Origin of the sequence: uncultured Eudoraea sp., assembly GCF_947258925.1 — a bacterium.
Classification (GTDB): Bacteria; Bacteroidota; Bacteroidia; order Flavobacteriales; family Flavobacteriaceae; genus Eudoraea.
On sequence record NZ_CAMYKG010000003.1, the window covers coordinates 81483 to 100628 of the forward strand.

Consider the following 19146-nt stretch of genomic DNA (forward strand, 5'->3'; position numbering starts at 1 on the left):
ATGGAACATAATATGGTGGGGTGGTTTGAAATACCTGTTAATGAAATGGACAGGGCGAAGAAGTTTTATGAGGAAGTCTTTCGCATTTCAATTTCAGTACATGATTTAGGTGATATTACAATGGGTTGGTTTCCAGGGGTACAGGGAAAACCGGGCAGTCCCGGGTCTTTGGTAAAACATGAAATGTATACTCCAAGCGATAATGCCGGACCACTTCTTTATTTTTCGTGCAAAGACCTTGCAATAGAATTGGCCAGAGTACCAAAGGCCGGAGGATCTGTAATTCAGCAAAAAAAAGAAATAGGCGGTGGCCATGGTTTTATGGCACTTCTCACGGATACTGAAGGAAACAGGATAGCACTGCATTCCCTGCAGTAAATTAAACTAAACATAAAAAACGGTAGCTTCGGCTCTGGAACCCATTCGAATTGGAATATATTTTGTTCCAATGCCTTTGGATACATACATTCTTGTATCATTAAGCCTATACCACCCTCTTAGAAACCTTCCACTGCCACCTGGCTTATAAAACGCCTTCCCAAGAAAGGTTATTTGCCCTCCATGGGTATGACCGGATAATATAAGTTTAATATTGACCTTTTGAGTTTCATTTAAAAATGCAATTTCATCACTATACTCAGGACAATGATTTAGTACTATAGCTTCTTCAGATCTGTCATAGGCCGATGTGGCATTTATGAAATCCGGATTACCTCCAATTAGGTCATCAATGCCTATTATATTAAGGTGTCTGTTGGCAGTTGTGAATTTTAGACTTTCATTGATCATTAATTGACCATTGTGTTTTTTAATTAGCGTTCTGAAAGAATCTATATTAACTTTTCCCGCATATTCCTTGTTACCCATGATCACAAACTTGGGTATTTCTTTACTTATAAGGTCTAAAAATTGATCTAAGACGGGTAATCCCTTATTATTGTTAACTGCATCTCCTGTAATGCAAATGAGATCCGGCAATTCTTCGTTTATTTTAGAGGCAATAGATTTATGGAAAGTTTTTAGCTCATTTATATGAAGATCAGATAATTGTATGATTTTTATTTTGCTATCCGATTCGGAGAGATCATAGGTTGTCCACTGAATAACATATTTCTCAAACCAGAAAATGTCAAAAAGGAATAACCCCAGAAAGGCTAAAACGGACTTAATGATAAAACTTCTCCTATTTATCTTCATAAAAATCCCTTAATTAACGCAAATATCTTAAACATAAAAAATCATAGATTATGCTTTACAATAAGAAAACTAATTAATCTGCTAATTCAAGGAGCGCTATATCATTATCATTTTCCAGGATTACCTTTCCATTTCTTACTTCAACATAAGTTTCGGAGTAGGTATCAAATAGTTTTGTGCCATCACCAAAAAAGCCTTTCACCCACAGGGACTTTTTACCTTTAGGCAAATCGAGGCCAACAACGACCTTATCCTTATAATTCTCATCCACAAATGTTCTGCTGAAAACATAGGGTTTTTTAGCCAGTCTCTTATGCTTTCCGGCTCCGATTGCGGGGTGGTTGTTTCGAAAGCTACCTAGTTTTCGCCAATGGGCCAGAATATTCTGGGTTTCCGGGATACTATCAATATCCTGCCAATTCATAAATGACCTCAGAGTAGCATCCCCCGCCGTATTTTCTATCGTGAGATCTCTGGCAGATTCATCCCCGTAATAGATCTGTGAAGTACCGGGGGTTAAGAAAAGGACATTCGCCATGTAATAGGGTCGTTTCCTTTCTTTATCAAATGGTTCTGCGTCATCATGGGAAGTCAGATAATTCACCACACCTTTATTTTTTAATCCTGTGTTTAGGATGCGGTTGTATTTTTTAAAAATTGTTTCGTAATTCTTTTTGGCGTCATTTTTTAGCTCAAAATTGATAAGACTTTCAAATCCATGGTCAAAATAATCAACATCTTTATCGCCAAAGGAATATTTTCTGCCGTTTGAAATTCCATAGCCATAGACTTCACCAACCATATAGAAGGGGGTATCATCCAAAACATCTTCCGGGTGCTTTTTTTTCCAGGTTGCGAAGGCGTTTGAAGCTTCAGCATATAATTCAGCCCATGTTTGTTCGTCGGCGTGTTTTACAGTATCCACTCTGAAACCATCAATACCAAGATCATTTACATAATCGGTCAGCCATTTAATAATATAAAACCTGGGAGCCCTTGGATATCCCGTCCTTTGAAAGAAAAGCTGGAGTTCGTCCAATTCATTACTCAACCTTCCTTCTTCCTTCCATTTGGCCAGTAAGGGGTCCGGGAGTTCCACTGCTTCATCAGATTCTGTATAAATATCCGGCAAGTTCGCAACCAGAGTACAACTTGTAGTAGTCTCGTAATTGGTATATTCACATACCGGTGCAGTTCTAACCCAATCCTCTGGCCATACCGGATCTTTTTCCGTTACAGGCCCCGTATGATTAATTACAACATCCATAAGTATCCGGATATCATTTTTATGGGCTGTTTTCACAAGGTTTTCGAGATCCTTTTTAGTGCCAAAATTGGGATCAAGAGCTGTCCAGTCCTTCGTCCAGTAACCGTGGTAACCATATGTGTTACCTGTTCCTTCATCAGTATCTCCATGAACTTGCTCTACCACGGGTGTAAACCAAATTGCATTTACTCCGAGTTTTGAGAAGTAACCATCTTCAATTTTATTAATTATTCCCTGAATATCGCCACCCATAAAACCTCTCAGTGGAGCCGTTTCATTTGTTCGGTCAAAGTTTAAATCATTTTCGGGGTTTCCATTGTTAAATCTGTCTGTGAGTAAAAAATATATATTGGCGCCTTGCCAGACAAATGGAGCTTTTTTAGGAGCGGTTTGCGTGCTATCAACAGCTGCTGCAACTACAATTTCCGATTCTTTTTTTTCTTCTTTACAAGTTAAAAAAAGTGCAGAAATTATGAAGGCAATAAGCAGTTTTTTCATTTTCACAGATTTTGGCTAAAGCTATAAAATGAATATGTAATAATAAAATTTATTTCACCAACCTTCAAAACAATTCATAAGGCTATTCCTACATGAAAATATTGACTAAGTGATGTTTTTAACTTTTGATTTATTTCTTACGGTTAAGGACCTTGTACTCTTCATAGCAACTGCTGATCGCATCCAATATTTGCAAATCATTGGCGGTTTTTATAAAAGAAGTAGAATAGTTGCAATTGGAGAGGATATCATCAATATCGAATTTATCAATTTGCAGTAATTCCGTAAGTGTTTCACGGTCAAATTTTGAGGCCAGCAGATCCCTGATATCTTCATCCTCTTTAATTTGCCTTAATTTTTTCATCTGATTAGGTCGTTTACCAAATAGGTTACGCAACAGATCTGCCGGATTGAGAATGGAACCTAGTACCTTGGTGACGGCGCTGGGGTTTTTACTGCCTGCCTCATAGCTGGTAGGCAGTCCTGAAATGCTATATTGATATGAAGTATTTATAGGTAAGTTTTTAACATCAATTTCAAGATACCCGGTTAATTGGTATGGTTTAACTATAACTTCTTCCAAAGCATAGGCGAGTTCAGTAAGTGAAATTTTGGTATCCTTAAACTTCAATAAATCGTTAGTTACTCTGACTTTTTGAGATTTAAATCCCAAATAGGAAAAATAAAGGGTATCGTTAACTGAAGCATTAAGGGTAAACTCACCTTTGGCGCTGGTAATTGTACCCACTACCTTATTGAGATTAATAACGTGAACGCTTTCCAGTGGAATACCGGACTGTGCATTAACCACTACTGCCTTAAACTCCTGTTCCTGTTGATCAGCTTCATTTTCCTGGGATATCCCGAAAAAGCCTGTAAACGCCAACATGCACAATAAATAGTTCCTCATTCAGCCTTATCCTAATTAATATTGCGAATAAAACAAAAATAGATTCTCTGGCACATTTTTTAATATACAATTAACTAAAAGAAACCATCTCTATTTTTACTTCGTCTTTTTCCGGAAGATGAACCTTGTTTGGATCCGGATCTTCGGGAACCACTTTTGGAATATTTACCTTCCCTTTTCTTTCCATAGCTTCTATCCCGGTCTCGGTTATCCTTATTCTTTCTTGGTCCTCTATCACTTCTTTTTCTTCTTCTTCCACCTTCGGGGCTATCGGAGACTTCAACGTTTACGAAGCGTCCTTTTACTTTGAAGTCTGTAAACGTCTCCAAAATTTGGTCTTTAAGAGCCGCTTCGGTATTGAAAAATGAAAAACTGTCTTTAACATCTACTTTAAACAAATCGTCTTTACCAAGATGAAGTGTATCCTTTAAAAAGTCCTTTAATGACATCCAGTCATAGCCATCTCGTTCGCCAACATTAATAAAATAACGAACAGATCCGTTTCCTGAAAAACTCTGGTCGGTTTTGCCTTTACCTCTTTCCCTGCGATCCGGTTCTGCAGAATTCAGATCCTTGGTTTTGTTATAATAATTGAAAAAACGGGTAAATTCTACTGATACAATTTTTTGAATTAATTCATCCCTGTCCAGACCATCTAAAACGTCATGGATGGCAGGCAAATAATTATTTATTTCCTCATTGATTTCCGTTGTACGTATTCTATTGGCCAAATGATACAATTGAATTTCGCAAATTTCGATTCCTGTAGGTATTTTTTTTGAGATAAAATTTTGCTTTATCTTTTTCTCAATGGAATGAATTTTCCGCAACTCACTTCGGGTTATAATTACCATAGAAATACCAGACTTTCCGGCTCTACCCGTACGACCACTCCTATGGGTATAGGTTTCAATTTCATCCGGGAGCTGATAATTTATTACGTGGGTGATATCGTCTACATCAATACCTCTTGCCGCAACATCTGTTGCTACCAACATCTGAATTTGTTTCTTGCGGAAAGCATTCATTACCAGGTCGCGTTGATTCTGGCTTAAATCACCATGCAGTGCTCCGGCATTGTAACCATCTTCAATTAACTTCTCGGCCACCCTTTGAGTATCTCGCTTAGTTCGGCAAAAGACAACGGAAAATATTCCAGGATTTGCATCTGATAAGCGTTTTAAAGCAGGATACCTGTCGCGGCCACCTACTAAATAATATTCATGCTGCACGGTGTCTACTCCCGAATTCTTGGCCCCCACTGTAATTTCCGTAGGATTGTGCATGAACTTTTTTGCAATTGTAGCTACTTCTTTTGGCATGGTAGCCGAAAAAAGCCAGGTTGATTTCTCCTTGGGTGTGTTTGAAAGAATATCTTTTATATCTTCATAGAACCCCATATTTAGCATCTCATCCGCTTCATCAAGAATGCAATAGTCTATTTTGGTTATATCTATAATACCACGGCCTATCATATCTTTCATTCTTCCCGGGGTGGCAACCACAATTTGGGCACCTCTTTTAATTTGGCGCGCCTGCTCTGTTATGCTTGCACCACCATAGATTGCTACTGTATTCAATCCTTTTACGTATTTAGAATACAATTGCATTTCATTGGTAATCTGTAGGCAGAGTTCTCTGGTTGGTGAAAGTATAAGGCCCTGAGTGGTTCTGCTATCGCTGTTTATCTTTTGAATTAGCGGAAATCCAAACGCTGCAGTTTTCCCTGTACCAGTCTGGGCCAGGGCAACCAGATCTATTTCATCATCTAATAAAAGGGGTATGGACTTCTCCTGAACTTCTGATGGAGTTTCAAATCCTAAATCGGCAATAGCATTTAATATGGAACTATTAAGCCCCAATGCTTCAAATTTTGTCATAATATGTTATAATTTACCTAATCGCAAATATGTATGTTGCATAGAGCGATTATCCTTATAACGTCTTAGACTCAGCGCAACACATGCTATACCAGCGGCTTTAATTTAAGCGGCAAAGATACTCCTATTTATTTAGATGGTAGCCAAACTTAAAATCTTTTCCGTTTTGTAAGGTAGTTAATGAGCTTTTGAAAGGCCTTTCCGCGATGACTTATTTGATTCTTTACCTGCAAAGGCAATTCAGCAAATGTTTGGTCATAACCTTCAGGTCTAAAGATAGGATCGTAACCAAACCCTTCATCACCTATTTTTTTTGTGGCTATTGTACCTTCAACTATCCCGTCAAAAAGTAATTTTTGATTATTAAAATTTAAGGCAATTACTGTTTTAAACCTTGCTTCACGAGAGGATATATTCCTTAGTTCCTTCAAAACTTTCTCCATGTTTTTTTCCGGATCTTTTTCTTCACCTGCATACCTGGCGGTATGCACTCCGGGGGCGCCATTCAAAGCATCAATAATCAACCCTGTATCATCTGAAAAGCATGGAAGTCCAAAGCGATCACTGATATAATCTGCTTTTAATTGTGCATTAGCTTCAAGGGTAGCTTCTGTTTCCGGTATTTCTTCATGGAAGCCAAGTTCTTCCAGGGAGATAAGACGAATATCATTGGGAAGTAAAAGATCTACTTCCTTAACTTTGTTGGTATTGTGCGTAGCGAATATCAAATCCATATAAAGAAAAAATTCACCTTATCAAAATGGTTGAGGGGATCAAAAATAGTAATTTTAGCTGCCTTATTTTTATTATGAAACTTAAAATACCACCAGTACTTGTTTTCGTGATCTTTGGAGGTCTGATGTTTCTGTTGGCAGAATTTTTGCCATTTGGATATTTTGATTTTTTTGGAAGGAGGTATCTAATCCTGGCCTTATTGTTTTTGGCCATAGTGATTAGCTGTTATGCCTTAATTCAGTTCTATCTGGCAAAGACCACATCAAACCCAAAAGATCTTTCCAGAGCCTCATTTTTGGTTACGAATGGTATTTATAAATATTCGAGAAATCCTATGTATTTAGGTTTGCTACTACTATTATTGGCTTGGGGCCTTTATTTGGGTAACGCATTCAATGTTCTTTTAGCTGCCGGTTTTGTGTCGTATATGAATACTTTTCAGATAAAACCTGAAGAAGTGGCTCTCACCTCCTTATTTGGTAAAGAATACAAACAGTATTGTATACTGGTGAGAAGGTGGTTTTAGCCAAAAAGCGCTTCTTTTCAAAAGCATACTAAATATTATCTAAATAACTAATATTTAAAATAATTAGTAAAATAACTTATAATATACTATATTAGCAATTAAGATTATAAAATATGATTGCAGTATTAACAGGTGATATTATTAATTCGGCAGGTTATAACACCTCTGAATGGCTTCCGAAATTAAAGGAGTATTTTTTAGCTCTGGGCAATACACCACAGGATTGGGAAATATACAGAGGAGACGAATTTCAGCTAAGGATTGTACCTGAAAAAGCCATGGAGGTAGCTATATATATTAAAGCCCTTATAAAAACTACCAAGAACCTGGATGTAAGAATAGGGATCGGATTGGGAGAAGAAGATTTTAAGGGTTCCGGAGTAAGTGAGTCTAATGGTACTGCTTATCAAAGATCGGGCAGGACCTTAAGTTTTTTGAAGGAAAAAAAAATAAATCTGGCTATTGCAACAGGTGACCTGCAATTGGATGATACCCTTAATTTAATATTGAAATTGGGATTAGATTTCATGGATGCCTGGAGTGTGGTTTCTGCCGAGATCATCATAATGGCGCTGAAAAATCCAAAAACTTCCCAAACTGAATTTGCTAATCAACTTAAAATTCAACAATCTGCAGTAAGCCAGAGGCAAAAACGAGCGCGATTGGACCTTGTTAAAGACCTGTTGAACTATTACCACAAAAATTACAAAAACCCCCAATCATGATACTCCTTACGAAACTTTTTCTGGCACATATCATTGGCGATTTTATTTTACAACCAAAACGTTGGGTCATTCAGAAAGAATCTAAGAAGGCGGCTTCGGCATTTCTGTACCTGCATATTTTAATCCACTTTTTGCTTGTCATTGTGATCCTGTGGGATATAAACTATTGGCAAATTGCCCTGATTATTGCCTCCTCTCATTATGTAATCGACCTCCTTAAAATCTATTTAACCCCTGCATTTAAAAATAAAGCCGTTCCTTTTTTTCTAGATCAATTTCTGCATATCGTGGTCTTGTACATATGTGTTTATTACGGTAATCTTATTGAACATACCAATTCTTTAATAGAACAAATAGACTGGAGACTTTTAACCGTTATGGTTTTTGTTACCTACCCTGCAGCTATCTTAATGAGAATTCTTCTTGAAGGAATGTCCAATCAGATAAATTTAGATCATAAATCACTTCCAAATGCCGGAAAATATATTGGCATAATTGAACGATTATTTGTCCTTGTTTTTATCATTATGGATCGATGGGAGGCAATAGGATTGCTTATTACAGCTAAATCGGTATTTCGATTTAATGATTTGAAAGAAAGTAATAGCAGAAAATTAACAGAATATATTTTAATAGGAACCCTCTTGAGTTTTGGTATAGCAATAATAGCAGGGATTATTTACAATTACATATAAATTAGGTTTATGAAAATACTTTGCACCGGTCTTTTAATACTATTGGTACTTGGTTGTGGCGAGAAAAAGATCCGAAAAGAAGAAAAGCTAACTATAGAAATCCCTGGAGAACAATGGACTGAGGAAAAAGCCTGGGATTGGTATGAGGAACAACCCTGGTATATGGGAACCAATTTCAATCCAAGTACAGCCATTAATCAGCTCGAATTCTGGCAAGAGGATTCATTTGATCCTAAAACTATCGAAAGGGAATTAAAATGGTCGGCAGACCTGGGAATGAATCTGCATAGGGTATATCTGCATAATTTACTTTGGAAACAGGATTCAATTGGTTTTTTGAATCGGGTTGATCAATATTTGACAATTTCTCAAAAGTACAGGATTAAGACCATGTTTGTATTGCTGGACGATGTTTGGCACCCAATCCCTAAACTGGGAGTACAACCAGAACCAGTTCCTCATGTGCATAATTCCGGTTGGGTGCAGTCGCCAGGAGCCGATATTCTGCGGGATACCAGCAGGTATATAGAATTGAAGCCATACATTAAAGGGATAATTGGGCGCTTTTCTAATGATGAGAGGGTTTTGGTTTGGGACCTTTATAACGAACCTGATAATGTTGCAGGTCAGCCAGGGAGGAAAGAGCTTGAAGTACAACAAAAGCACATATATTCCCTTAAACTTCTAAAGAAAGTCATGAATTGGGCAAGGGAGATAAATCCTAGTCAACCCCTTACAACCGGAATTTGGAGAGGCAGGATTGAATATTGGGGCACTCCGGATAGTTTACCTGCCTTAGATCGTTATATGCTAATGAATTCTGATGTAATTTCATTCCATGCCTATGACGGCAATATAGAAAAGGTAAAGAAGAAAATTTCGGAGTTGAAAATATACAACAGACCTCTATTTTGTACCGAGTACCTCGCAAGAGGAGTTGGGAATACGTTTCAAAATGTGCTACCTGTTCTAAAGGAGAACAAAATTGCAGCAATCAATTGGGGTTTTGTTTCGGGTAAAACCAATACTATTTACCCGTGGAAGAGCTGGGATTCTACATTTACATCTGAACCTAAAATATGGCATCATGACATACTCAGGGGTGATGGCACACCCTTCTCTAAGGAAGAAATAAGCTTTATTAAGCAATTAACCGGTATTTCTCAATGATATTAGGTAATTGTTAGGGAATTAAATGATCACTGTATACAGGTAAATTTCAATTTCGAAATTAAATAGCCATATCTACGAAAGATCAACAATGGTTTTGATTTATCCTTGAATTAACTTCATTTTTAAACAATTAAGCCCTTGTGCACCAAATTAATTTAATAATTTTACGCCCTAAATTTAATAAAGCCGGATAGAAGTGGGACGTAAGTATGTATTTGATTTTGATAGTACCTTAACCCGTGTTGAAGCACTGGATGTATTGGCAGAAATGACCCTGCAAGGAAGGCCTGAGAGAGATGATGTTATCCATAAGATCCAGGAAATAACGAATCTTGGCATCGACGGGGATATTTCTTTTACGGAATCCCTCGAAAGAAGAATTCAACTTCTAAAGGCACACAAAAACCATTTAGACCCGCTCGTTGAGGAATTACGTCAAAAAATTTCTAAATCAATTTTGGCAAACAAGGAGTTTTTTGAAAAATATTCCGATGACATTTATGTTATTTCATGTGGATTTAAAGAATTTATAGATCCCATAGTTGCCGAGTATAATATTCCTTCTGATAGGGTATATGCCAATACCTTCGAATTTGATGTGGATGGAAATATTGTGGGATTTGATGAAAAAAATGTCCTCGCCACACACAATGGCAAAATTGAATGTTTGAGACAACTCGATCTTGAAGGCGAGGTACAGGTCATTGGAGATGGTTATAGTGATTATGTAATGCGTGAAGCAGGCATCGCCCATAAATTTTTTGCCTATACTGAAAATGTACACAGAGATAAGGCTGCCGACAAGGCAGACCATGTTACACCGAATCTGGACGAATTTTTATTTGTTAATGACCTGCCCAGGAGTCTTTCCTATCCAAAAAACCGAATCAAGATACTTTTACTCGAAAATGTACATCCCGCAGCTTTTGATAATCTTTCAGAAGATGGTTTCTCCGTTGAGCTTATAGATAAAAGTTTATCGGAAGATGAGTTAATTGAAAAAATAGAAGGAGTTCACGTCCTCGGAATACGGTCAAAAACAAGGCTTACCCCCAGGGTGTTGGATGCAGCCAACAAATTATTGGTCGTTGGTGCTTTTTGCATAGGGACAACCCAGATTGATCTTGACTATTGCAAAAAGAAAGGAGTGGTAGTTTTTAATGCACCCTATAGTAATACAAGGTCTGTTGTGGAATTGGCTATTGGCCAAATTATTATGCTGTTTAGGAATGTTTTTCCGCGCTGTACGGAAATACACAATGGCGAATGGAATAAGACAGCGGTTAATTCCAGAGAAGTCCGGGGTAAAAACCTTGGCATTGTGGGATATGGAAATATAGGTAAACAATTGTCTGTTCTGGCCGAGGCAATAGGGATGCGTGTTTATTACTATGATATTGAAGATAGATTAGCATTGGGTAACGCCGTAAAATGCGAAACACTCGAAGATTTATTAAATGTATCCGACGTGGTTTCCTTGCATATGGATGACAATAAAGCCAACGTCAACTTTATTGGGGAACGTGAAATTAACCAAATGCGTGCAGGTGCTATCCTCATAAATCTTTCAAGGGGATTTAGCGTTGATATTGAAGCCTTGGTAAAAGGGTTGAAAAGTGGCAGATTACGTGGTGCAGCTATTGATGTTTTTCCGCAGGAACCTATGTCAAATGGCCCTTTTAAATCAGAATTACAGGGAATTGATAATGTTATTCTAACACCACATATTGGGGGTAATACCGAAGAAGCTCAGAGAAATATAGCCGATTTTGTACCCAATAAGATTATGTATTATATCAACTCGGGAAATACGGTAGATGCGGTTAACTTTCCCAATATTCGCCTGCCTAAACAAAATCAGGCACATAGATTCCTGCATATTCACAAGAATGTACCAGGGATTATGGCTAAGATTAACGAGGTGCTTGCTCACTATGAGATGAATATTTCCGGGCAATACCTGTCAACCGACAGCGATGTTGGTTATGTGATCACAGATCTGGATAGAGATTATAATAAGGAGGTAATTAAAGCCCTTAAAAAGGTAGAAAATACAATTAAATTCAGGGTGTTATACTAAATTATTATTTACTTCAGGGAAATTCGATGCTCAAATAGTCTTGGGTTGGACAGCTATTAGTTGCTATTTATTATGATAAGATTCATTTCTTAGGATGGTAAATGCCCGGTAAATTTGTTCTACTGTAAATAATCGCACCATTTGATGAGAGAAGGTCATTTTTGAAAGACTGATTTGGCCTTTAGCTTTTTGTTTTAATACGTCACTAAAACCATAAGGTCCACCAATAACCAAAATCCATTCTTTAATCCCTGCATTCATTTGTTTTTGTAAAAGGTTAGCAAAGCCGGTTGAAGTATATTCCGTACCGCTTTCGTCTAATAAAAATACATTATCAGTGTTATTGACATGTTTAAGGATAATCTCGGCCTCCTTCTTCTTTTGATCACTCTCAGACAGGTTCTTGGTGTTTTTGATATCGGGTAAAACGATAAGTTCAAAGTTGATATAATGTCGTAGTCTTTTCAGGTAGACCTCTATTAATTTCTGTAATTCCCGGCTATCAGTTTTTCCAACGGCAAGTAGTTTTATCCTCATCCTGCTAAGTTATGATTTTAGGGAAAGTGAATTTCTTTATTGGCTAATGTTTTTATTAATTTAGTAACCTTCAAGAAAGGATAATGATATCAGAAGAACAATTTCAAAAGGAGATATCTTTAATAATTAAAAATGCCATAAGGGAAGATGTTGGAGAAGGGGACCACAGTTCTCTTGCATGCATCCCACAGGATGCAATGGGTAAGGCTAAACTCCTGGTTAAAGATGAAACTGTATTAGCCGGTGTTGATTTTGCCAAACAGACTTTTAATTATGTGGATAAGGATTTGAAAATGGAAATCCTCCTGAATGATGGCCAAAAAGTCAATTATGGGGATGTGGCCTTTTATGTTGAAGGCAGATCACAATCTATATTGAAAGCGGAACGCCTGGTGTTAAACGCAATGCAAAGGATGTGTGCCATAGCAACCAAAACCAATTATTTTGTTTCACTTCTGGAAGGTACTAAAACAAAAGTCCTTGACACCCGTAAAACCACTCCCGGAATTAGAGCGCTTGAAAAGTGGGCGGTAACCATCGGAGGAGGGGAGAATCATAGGTTTGCTTTGTATGATATGATTATGTTAAAAGATAACCATATAGACTTTGCAGGGGGCATTACCAGGGCAATAGAAAAAACCAGGCATTACCTGGAAGAATCAAATAGGAATTTAAAGATTATTGTTGAAGCCAGGAATCTAAGAGAAGTAGAAGAAATTCTGCAAGCCGGAGGCGTTTTCAGGATCCTGCTAGATAATTTTAATTATACGGATACACGAAAAGCGGTAGCCTTAATAGGCGATCAGTGCTTTACCGAATCGTCCGGGGGGATAAATGAAAATACAATGAGAAAATATGCTGAATGTGGTGTGGATTACATTTCATCTGGTGCTTTAACGCATTCAGTATATAATAAGGACCTTAGTCTAAAAGCAATTTGAATGACCGCTGAGATAGAAGAAAAACTGGAGAAAATTCCCGTTGTAAAATGGCTGGTCAGGTTGCTAAAAAAAATCAAACTCCCCGCGTTTGAAGGACTTTCATTATATGATCTTGTAGAAATGTACATAATAGGCTTGGTGCAGGGTGCTTTATCAACCCGTGCAAGTTCCATATCTTTCAGCCTTTTTGTGGCTCTTTTCCCGTTGCTTATTTTTTTATTTACCCTGATTCCTTTTATTATTCCATACGTAAGTGTCGGAAACCAAAATTTCGATAGTCAATTCCTCGATTTTTTGGAATCTTTTTTGCCTTCCGCCACGGGTGATTATTTTGAAGGAATTTATTACCAAATTAAGGATCAACAGAGTGGGGGACTACTTTCCTCGGCATTTATTTTGTCCATTTTTCTAATGACAAATGGTGTAAGTGCCATTTTTGCCGGGTTCGAGGATTCCTACCATATTAAACTTACCAGAAATTTCTTTAAGCAATACGGTTATTCCATGATGGTAGGCTTTCTTCTTTCATTATTATTAATCGTTGGGGCAGTGGGATATGTTTACTTCGAATTCTATATTTTGGAATATTTAAATGAGTGGGCTGTTCAAACAGGGACCTATGATCTTTCGGAAAAAGATATTGTTGGAGCTAAAATAGGGAAGACCTTGTTTTTTATTCTGCTTTCCTATCTTACTACTGCAATTCTGTACTATTTCGGTACCATGGAGGGTAAACAGGCCAAATTCTTTTCTTACGGCGCACTAATGACTACCTTGCTGTTCTTATTAACCTCCTATTTATTTGGGATCTATATCGACAATTTTGCACGCTATAATGAATTATATGGTGCCCTGGCAGGATTGTTAATTCTTATGTTTTATATATGGCTTAATTCTAACATTTTATTGCTTGGATTTGAATTAAATGCCACCCTCAATTATCTTAGAAAAAAACACCAGAAATGAAATACCTATTCTTCAAAATACTTTTATTGGTATGCATGTTAATATTAAACGTGCAGGTGGTGAGTTCCCAGAGTGTTTTAGGGCAATGGAAGACAATAGATGATGTTAGCGGAAATGCCAAATCTATTCTTGAAGTATATAAAAAAGGGGATCGTATCTACGGAAAAGTTCAAAAAATTCTTGAAAAAGGAAAGGAAAATGCACTTTGTATTAAATGTGAAGGTGAACTAAAAGACAAACCCGTTGTAGGGATGCAAATTATCAACGGTTTGAAAAATTCGGATGACAATGAATATAGCGGCGGTGAAATACTCGATCCTGAAAATGGTAAAAAATACAGATGCAAAATCTGGGTAAACCCTGAGAACCCCAACGAACTCAAGGTAAGGGGTTATCTGGCTTTTTTTTATAGGACACAAACCTGGCATAGGGTAACCAATTAGATGGTAGAGTTTAATGGAAATATTTATAAATGTAGTACTGCCTATTCCCCTGCAAAAACACTTCACTTACAGCGTAAGTGAAATTGAGGCTGCGCGTTTAAATATTGGGATGAGGGTGGCGGTGCCATTTGGTAAATCTAAGTTATTTACCGCCCTGGTGGTTAAAATTCATAATGACCCGCCTGAAGTATATGAGGCTAAACCCATACATGACATCCTGGATGAACATCCAATAGTAACCACAATTCAATTAAAACATTGGCAGTGGATAGCTGATTATTACATGTGTACATTAGGAGAGGTATTTAGAAGTGCCATTCCGAGTGCACTTTTACTGGAGAGCGAAAGCCTTATTCTTCTCAATAAAGATGTTGTAATTGATGAAGATGACTTAAGGGATGATGAATTCCTGATCTATGAGGCCCTCAAACAACAGAATATTCTTCGTGTGGATGATATAATGGAAATAGTTGAAAGGAAGAACATTTTACCAATTCTTAATGGTCTTATCAAAACAGGGGCTATATCAATAAAGGAAGAAATTCACGAACGATACAAGCCAAAAATGGTTCGTTATGTTCGAATGGGGGATAAATACAATTCGGAAAAAGAATTGCAGGAACTATTAAATTCACTAACCCGGGCTCCAAAACAAAGTCAGGTCGTATTATCCTTATTTCATCTTCAGGCCACCCAAAAGAAACCAATAAAGCTTAGTGAATTGGAAATTGATAGCAGGACGAGTCGCGCTGTAATTCGTGCCCTGATAAAGAAAGAAGTTCTTGAAGAGTATTTCATCCAAAAAGATCGTGTTGAGTTCAAAAGCACAAAAGAACTTGTGCCCCCAAAAACTTTGAATGAATATCAGGTAAAAGCATTGAATGACATTAAAGGCTATTTTCAAAATGATAGCGTTACACTGCTTAAAGGGGTAACCTCTTCCGGTAAGACCGAAGTATATGTAAAACTGATTGCCAATTGTCTTTCCGAGAATAAACAGGCGTTATATCTGGTTCCGGAAATTGCCATTACCACACAACTTATTTCAAGGTTGCAGGAATATTTTGGTTCTGCTATTTCTGTTTTTCATTCCAAATACAATATGCAGGAAAAAGTAGAGGTTTGGAGGAATGTTTTAGAGGATAAACCCAAGGCACAATTAATAATTGGTGCACGTTCTGCTCTGTTTTTACCTTTTGCAAGTTTGGGACTTATAATTATAGACGAGGAACACGAAACATCATTTAAACAGTACGATCCCGCTCCGAGGTACCATGCAAGGGATGCGGCTATTGTTCTTGGGAGTTTCTTTAAAAGCAACATGCTTTTGGGATCGGCAACGCCAAGTATAGAAAGTTATCACAATGCCAAAACAGGGAAGTACGGATACACACAAATCGAAAGAAGGTTTGGAAATGTATTAATGCCCGATATGGAATTGGTTGATATCAAGGAGCAACATAGGAAAAAGCGAATGAATGGGCATTTTTCTGAACGCCTGATAGAGGAGATCACCGAAACCCTTGATCAGGGAGAACAGGTCATCTTGTTTCAGAACCGCAGGGGATATGCCCCCATTTTAGAGTGCACTACCTGCGGCCACACTCCGCAATGTCCCAATTGTGACGTTAGTTTAACATATCATATGCATAGAAAACAACTTAGGTGCCATTATTGCGGACATCATATGGCTTTACCTGATAGTTGTCTGGCTTGTGGGAGCACTACCCTGGACACCAAGGGTTTTGGCACGGAACAGGTAGAGCAGGAACTAAATACAATTTTTCCTTCTGCAAGGGTGGGCCGAATGGATCTGGACTCTACAAGGGGGAAACACGCCTATGCGAAAATTATTCATGCCTTCGAAAACCAGGAAATGGACATCCTTGTCGGAACCCAGATGCTTACCAAGGGTCTTGATTTTCGAAATGTAAACCTGGTGGGTATTATGAATGCAGATGCACTTTTAAATTTTCCCGATTTCAGAGCTCATGAGCGAACGTATCAATTGCTAACACAGGTAGCCGGCCGGGCCGGGCGCACCAAAAAAAGAGGTAAAGTAATCATTCAAACTTACAATCCTTATCATCAGATCCTTAAGCAGGTAACTACCGGAGATTATGAAGGAATGTTTCGGGAACAATTATATGAAAGGGAGCAGTATAAATATCCTCCGGTCAACCGGATCATAAGATTAACTTTTAAGCACAAAGAGTTCAATAAATTAAATGAAGCTTCGGCCTGGTTTGCCAAAGCCCTCCGTAATAGGAATGAAATTATAGTTTTAGGGCCGGAGTTCCCTCCGGTTGCCCGAATTCGCAATCAGTATTTAAAACATGTTCTGATAAAGATACCTCAGGGCGTATCTCTTAAGATCACAAAAAAAAACATCAAAAGAATACATAATTCCTTTGATGCTATTTCTCAGTTTAAAGCGGTTCGGATAATCTACAATGTAGACCATATGTAACTAGAACAATGCTTAGTGTAACTAAACATTGCTTAAAGCTTCCGCCAACTCTGTTTTTTTGTTTCTGCTCAACGGAATAGACCTCCCGCTTACCTCTACATTCTTACTATTGAATTTCTCAATTTTTTCAAGATTTACAATGTAAGACTTGTGAATTCGCAGGAATTTATCCTCCGGCAATTGTTTTTCGAATGCTTTCATTGTAGATAGAATAACAATGTTTGCTTCATCAGTAACTAATTTTATATAGTCACCTAAAGCCTCTATCCACTTTATCTCATTCAGGATAACTTTTCTTTTCTTAAGATTACTTTTTACGAAGATATGCTCTTCATCTTCCGTTACCTTATTCATCTGCTCATATTTCGCTACCGCTCTTTTCACAGAGGCATCAAAACGAGCCATGGTAATGGGTTTATGGAGATAGTCGGTAACATCGTAATCAAATGCTTTTAAAGCATAATCCGGCTTTCCGGTAATTAAGATAACTTGTGGTCTGTTTTCCAGGGACTCCAATAAGTCAAAACCACTAATGATAGGCATCTCAACATCAAGAAAAATTAGGTCAATTTCATTATTCTTGATGCCGTTTTTGGCTTCAATAGCATTACTGTAGTCGGCGACAAGTGCTAGATTGGGATGATTGTTAACTAATTTTGCAACTGCCATACGTTGCATCGACGAATCATCAACAACAATACTTCTTAGTTTCATAAATGGGTTGATTTGTGGGGTTAAATCATCGACAAAGTACCGAAAAAACAAGTTTAACTGCAATAAAAGTTGTAAACATTGTTAATAAATACGTGTAAATGGTAAATGATTATAGATTTTAGGTTTAAATAGGTTAAGTCTGATTTTTATGATTCTTGATACCTATAACGAAGAATTTTTCAATTTCTTGTAATTAGAACTAAATATTATTACTTTTGCGCTCCTAAAAAATATATAACGATATGAATAATTATGAAACTGTTTTCATTTTAAATCCCGTTCTATCAGACACTCAGATAGAGGAAACAGTAAAGAAATTTGAGGATTTCTTGAAAAAAAACAAGGCCAAAATGGTCGCAAAAGAGAATTGGGGGCTAAAGAAGTTGGCCTATCCAATCCAGAACAAAAAAAGTGGTTTTTATCACTTATTTGAATTTACTGCTCCCGGTGAGGTAATTGCCCCTTATGAGCAGGAATTCAGAAGAGATGAACGTATTATGCGTTTCCTAACCGTAAAATTGGACAAACATGCCATTGAATGGGCGGAAAAAAGAAGAACCAGACTAAAAGATAAAGCGTAAGTAATATGGCATCAATAGAACAACAAGCAAAAGGTAAAAAGGACGGTGAAATCAGGTATTTGACCCCTCTTAACATTGAGACTAACAAGCAAAAAAAATATTGCAGATTTAAGAAATCCGGTATCAAATATATAGATTATAAAGATCCTGATTTTTTGATGAAATTAGTAAATGAACAAGGGAAACTTTTACCCAGAAGATTGACCGGAACTTCATTGAAGTATCAAAGAAAAGTGGCCCAGGCCGTTAAAAGAGCACGTCATTTGGCACTTATGCCATATGTTGGAGATTTATTAAAATAAAAAATAACGGAGTATGGAACTTATTTTAAAAGAAGACGTCCAAAACCTAGGTTTTAAAGATGATTTAGTGAAAGTGAAGAATGGTTATGGTAGAAATTACCTTATACCTCAGGGCTTAGCCATGTTGGCAACACCTTCCGCGAAAAAAGTCTTGGCAGAAAACTTGAGGCAAAAAGCACATAAAGAAAAAGAAATTGTAGCAGCAGCAAACGAAACTGCTACAGCTTTGAAGGACTTACAGATAAAAATTTCGGCAAAAGTAGGAGCGGCAGAGAAGTTATTTGGTTCAATAACCAGTATAGATGTTGCTGATGCCTTGGTGAAAGAAGGACACGAAATTGACAAAAAATATATCAGTATAAAGGGAGGAACAATTAAAAGAACCGGACCCTATGAAGCACAAATCAGGCTTCACAGAGATGTGGTTGTTGAATTTCCTTTCGAAGTTGTGTCTGAGAAGAAGTAGTCAAAATTAGTTGATAACTTAAAAGAGCTATAATTTTATA

20 protein-coding genes are annotated in these 19146 nt (G+C 37.3%); 13 read left to right on the forward strand and 7 right to left on the reverse strand.

Annotated features, from left to right (window positions below):
- Entirely contained in the window at positions 1 to 378 is a 378-nt protein-coding gene (locus tag Q0X77_RS01495) for a VOC family protein (protein WP_297792151.1), read from the forward strand.
- Between the two features lie 6 nt (positions 379 to 384).
- Here Q0X77_RS01495 and Q0X77_RS01500 read toward each other — a convergent pair whose 3' ends face one another.
- From Q0X77_RS01500 to Q0X77_RS01520, 5 genes are all read right to left on the reverse strand, one after another.
- Complete coding sequence (locus Q0X77_RS01500; RefSeq protein ID WP_297792154.1) at positions 385 to 1197, reverse strand: metallophosphoesterase; 813 nt, start codon at positions 1195 to 1197, stop codon at positions 385 to 387.
- Between the two features lie 73 nt (positions 1198 to 1270).
- A complete protein-coding gene (locus tag Q0X77_RS01505) occupies positions 1271 to 2962 on the reverse strand; it encodes an alpha-amylase family glycosyl hydrolase (protein WP_297792156.1) in 1692 nt (563 codons plus the stop codon).
- A 130-nt stretch (positions 2963 to 3092) separates the two neighbouring features.
- A complete protein-coding gene (locus tag Q0X77_RS01510; RefSeq protein ID WP_297792159.1) occupies positions 3093 to 3872 on the reverse strand; it encodes a carboxypeptidase-like regulatory domain-containing protein in 780 nt (259 codons plus the stop codon).
- Positions 3873 to 3946: 74 nt separating this feature from the next.
- On the reverse strand, positions 3947 to 5752 hold the full coding sequence (locus Q0X77_RS01515) for a DEAD/DEAH box helicase (protein ID WP_297792161.1): 1806 nt from the start codon (positions 5750 to 5752) through the stop codon (positions 3947 to 3949).
- Between the two features lie 149 nt (positions 5753 to 5901).
- A complete protein-coding gene (locus Q0X77_RS01520) occupies positions 5902 to 6486 on the reverse strand; it encodes a non-canonical purine NTP diphosphatase (protein WP_297792163.1) in 585 nt (194 codons plus the stop codon).
- 74 nt (positions 6487 to 6560) lie between these two features.
- On the opposite strand from Q0X77_RS01520, the gene Q0X77_RS01525 reads away from it, so the two are divergent.
- The 5 genes from Q0X77_RS01525 to serA all read left to right on the forward strand — a co-directional run bounded on the left by Q0X77_RS01525 (position 6561) and on the right by serA (position 11686).
- Positions 6561 to 7013 carry a methyltransferase gene (locus tag Q0X77_RS01525; protein ID WP_297792165.1) on the forward strand — a complete coding sequence of 151 codons (453 nt, stop codon included), beginning with the start codon at positions 6561 to 6563 and terminating at the stop codon, positions 7011 to 7013.
- Between the two features lie 113 nt (positions 7014 to 7126).
- Positions 7127 to 7738: a SatD family protein gene (locus Q0X77_RS01530; protein ID WP_297792167.1), complete on the forward strand. Its 612-nt coding sequence runs from the start codon at positions 7127 to 7129 to the stop codon at positions 7736 to 7738.
- Positions 7735 to 8433 carry a DUF3307 domain-containing protein gene (locus Q0X77_RS01535; RefSeq protein WP_297792169.1) on the forward strand — a complete coding sequence of 233 codons (699 nt, stop codon included), beginning with the start codon at positions 7735 to 7737 and terminating at the stop codon, positions 8431 to 8433. Before Q0X77_RS01530 ends, Q0X77_RS01535 begins: the two co-directional genes overlap by 4 nt.
- A 9-nt stretch (positions 8434 to 8442) precedes the next feature.
- Positions 8443 to 9603: a cellulase family glycosylhydrolase gene (locus Q0X77_RS01540; RefSeq protein ID WP_297792171.1), complete on the forward strand. Its 1161-nt coding sequence runs from the start codon at positions 8443 to 8445 to the stop codon at positions 9601 to 9603.
- Positions 9604 to 9802: 199 nt separating this feature from the next.
- Positions 9803 to 11686, forward strand: a complete 1884-nt coding sequence (gene serA, locus Q0X77_RS01545) for a phosphoglycerate dehydrogenase (RefSeq protein ID WP_297792173.1) — start codon at positions 9803 to 9805, stop codon at positions 11684 to 11686.
- 63 nt (positions 11687 to 11749) lie between these two features.
- Here serA and rlmH read toward each other — a convergent pair whose 3' ends face one another.
- Positions 11750 to 12223: a 23S rRNA (pseudouridine(1915)-N(3))-methyltransferase RlmH gene (gene rlmH, locus Q0X77_RS01550; RefSeq protein WP_297792175.1), complete on the reverse strand. Its 474-nt coding sequence runs from the start codon at positions 12221 to 12223 to the stop codon at positions 11750 to 11752.
- 83 nt (positions 12224 to 12306) lie between these two features.
- Between rlmH and nadC the strand changes: the two genes are divergently transcribed.
- The 4 genes from nadC to priA are packed head-to-tail and all read left to right on the forward strand — an operon-like array spanning position 12307 to position 17043.
- Positions 12307 to 13164 carry a carboxylating nicotinate-nucleotide diphosphorylase gene (gene nadC / locus Q0X77_RS01555; protein WP_297792177.1) on the forward strand — a complete coding sequence of 286 codons (858 nt, stop codon included), beginning with the start codon at positions 12307 to 12309 and terminating at the stop codon, positions 13162 to 13164.
- Positions 13165 to 14130, forward strand: a complete 966-nt coding sequence (locus Q0X77_RS01560; protein WP_297792179.1) for a YihY/virulence factor BrkB family protein — start codon at positions 13165 to 13167, stop codon at positions 14128 to 14130.
- On the forward strand, positions 14127 to 14573 hold the full coding sequence (locus Q0X77_RS01565) for a DUF2147 domain-containing protein (RefSeq protein ID WP_297792181.1): 447 nt from the start codon (positions 14127 to 14129) through the stop codon (positions 14571 to 14573). Before Q0X77_RS01560 ends, Q0X77_RS01565 begins: the two co-directional genes overlap by 4 nt.
- Before the next feature lie 13 nt (positions 14574 to 14586).
- Entirely contained in the window at positions 14587 to 17043 is a 2457-nt protein-coding gene (priA, locus tag Q0X77_RS01570; protein WP_297792183.1) for a primosomal protein N', read from the forward strand.
- Between the two features lie 21 nt (positions 17044 to 17064).
- On the opposite strand, the gene Q0X77_RS01575 is transcribed toward priA, so the two are convergent.
- Positions 17065 to 17757 carry a LytTR family DNA-binding domain-containing protein gene (locus tag Q0X77_RS01575; protein ID WP_297792185.1) on the reverse strand — a complete coding sequence of 231 codons (693 nt, stop codon included), beginning with the start codon at positions 17755 to 17757 and terminating at the stop codon, positions 17065 to 17067.
- A 242-nt stretch (positions 17758 to 17999) separates the two neighbouring features.
- On the opposite strand from Q0X77_RS01575, the gene rpsF reads away from it, so the two are divergent.
- From rpsF to rplI, 3 genes are read left to right on the forward strand one after another with little or no spacing between them, the layout of a single operon-like run.
- Positions 18000 to 18338 carry a 30S ribosomal protein S6 gene (gene rpsF / locus Q0X77_RS01580; protein ID WP_297792187.1) on the forward strand — a complete coding sequence of 113 codons (339 nt, stop codon included), beginning with the start codon at positions 18000 to 18002 and terminating at the stop codon, positions 18336 to 18338.
- Between the two features lie 5 nt (positions 18339 to 18343).
- A complete protein-coding gene (gene rpsR / locus Q0X77_RS01585; protein ID WP_019668764.1) occupies positions 18344 to 18640 on the forward strand; it encodes a 30S ribosomal protein S18 in 297 nt (98 codons plus the stop codon).
- Positions 18641 to 18653: 13 nt separating this feature from the next.
- Positions 18654 to 19106 (forward strand): 50S ribosomal protein L9, encoded by a 453-nt coding sequence (gene rplI / locus Q0X77_RS01590; RefSeq protein WP_297792189.1) that lies wholly within the window; start codon positions 18654 to 18656, stop codon positions 19104 to 19106.
- Positions 19107 to 19146: the final 40 nt, after the last annotated feature.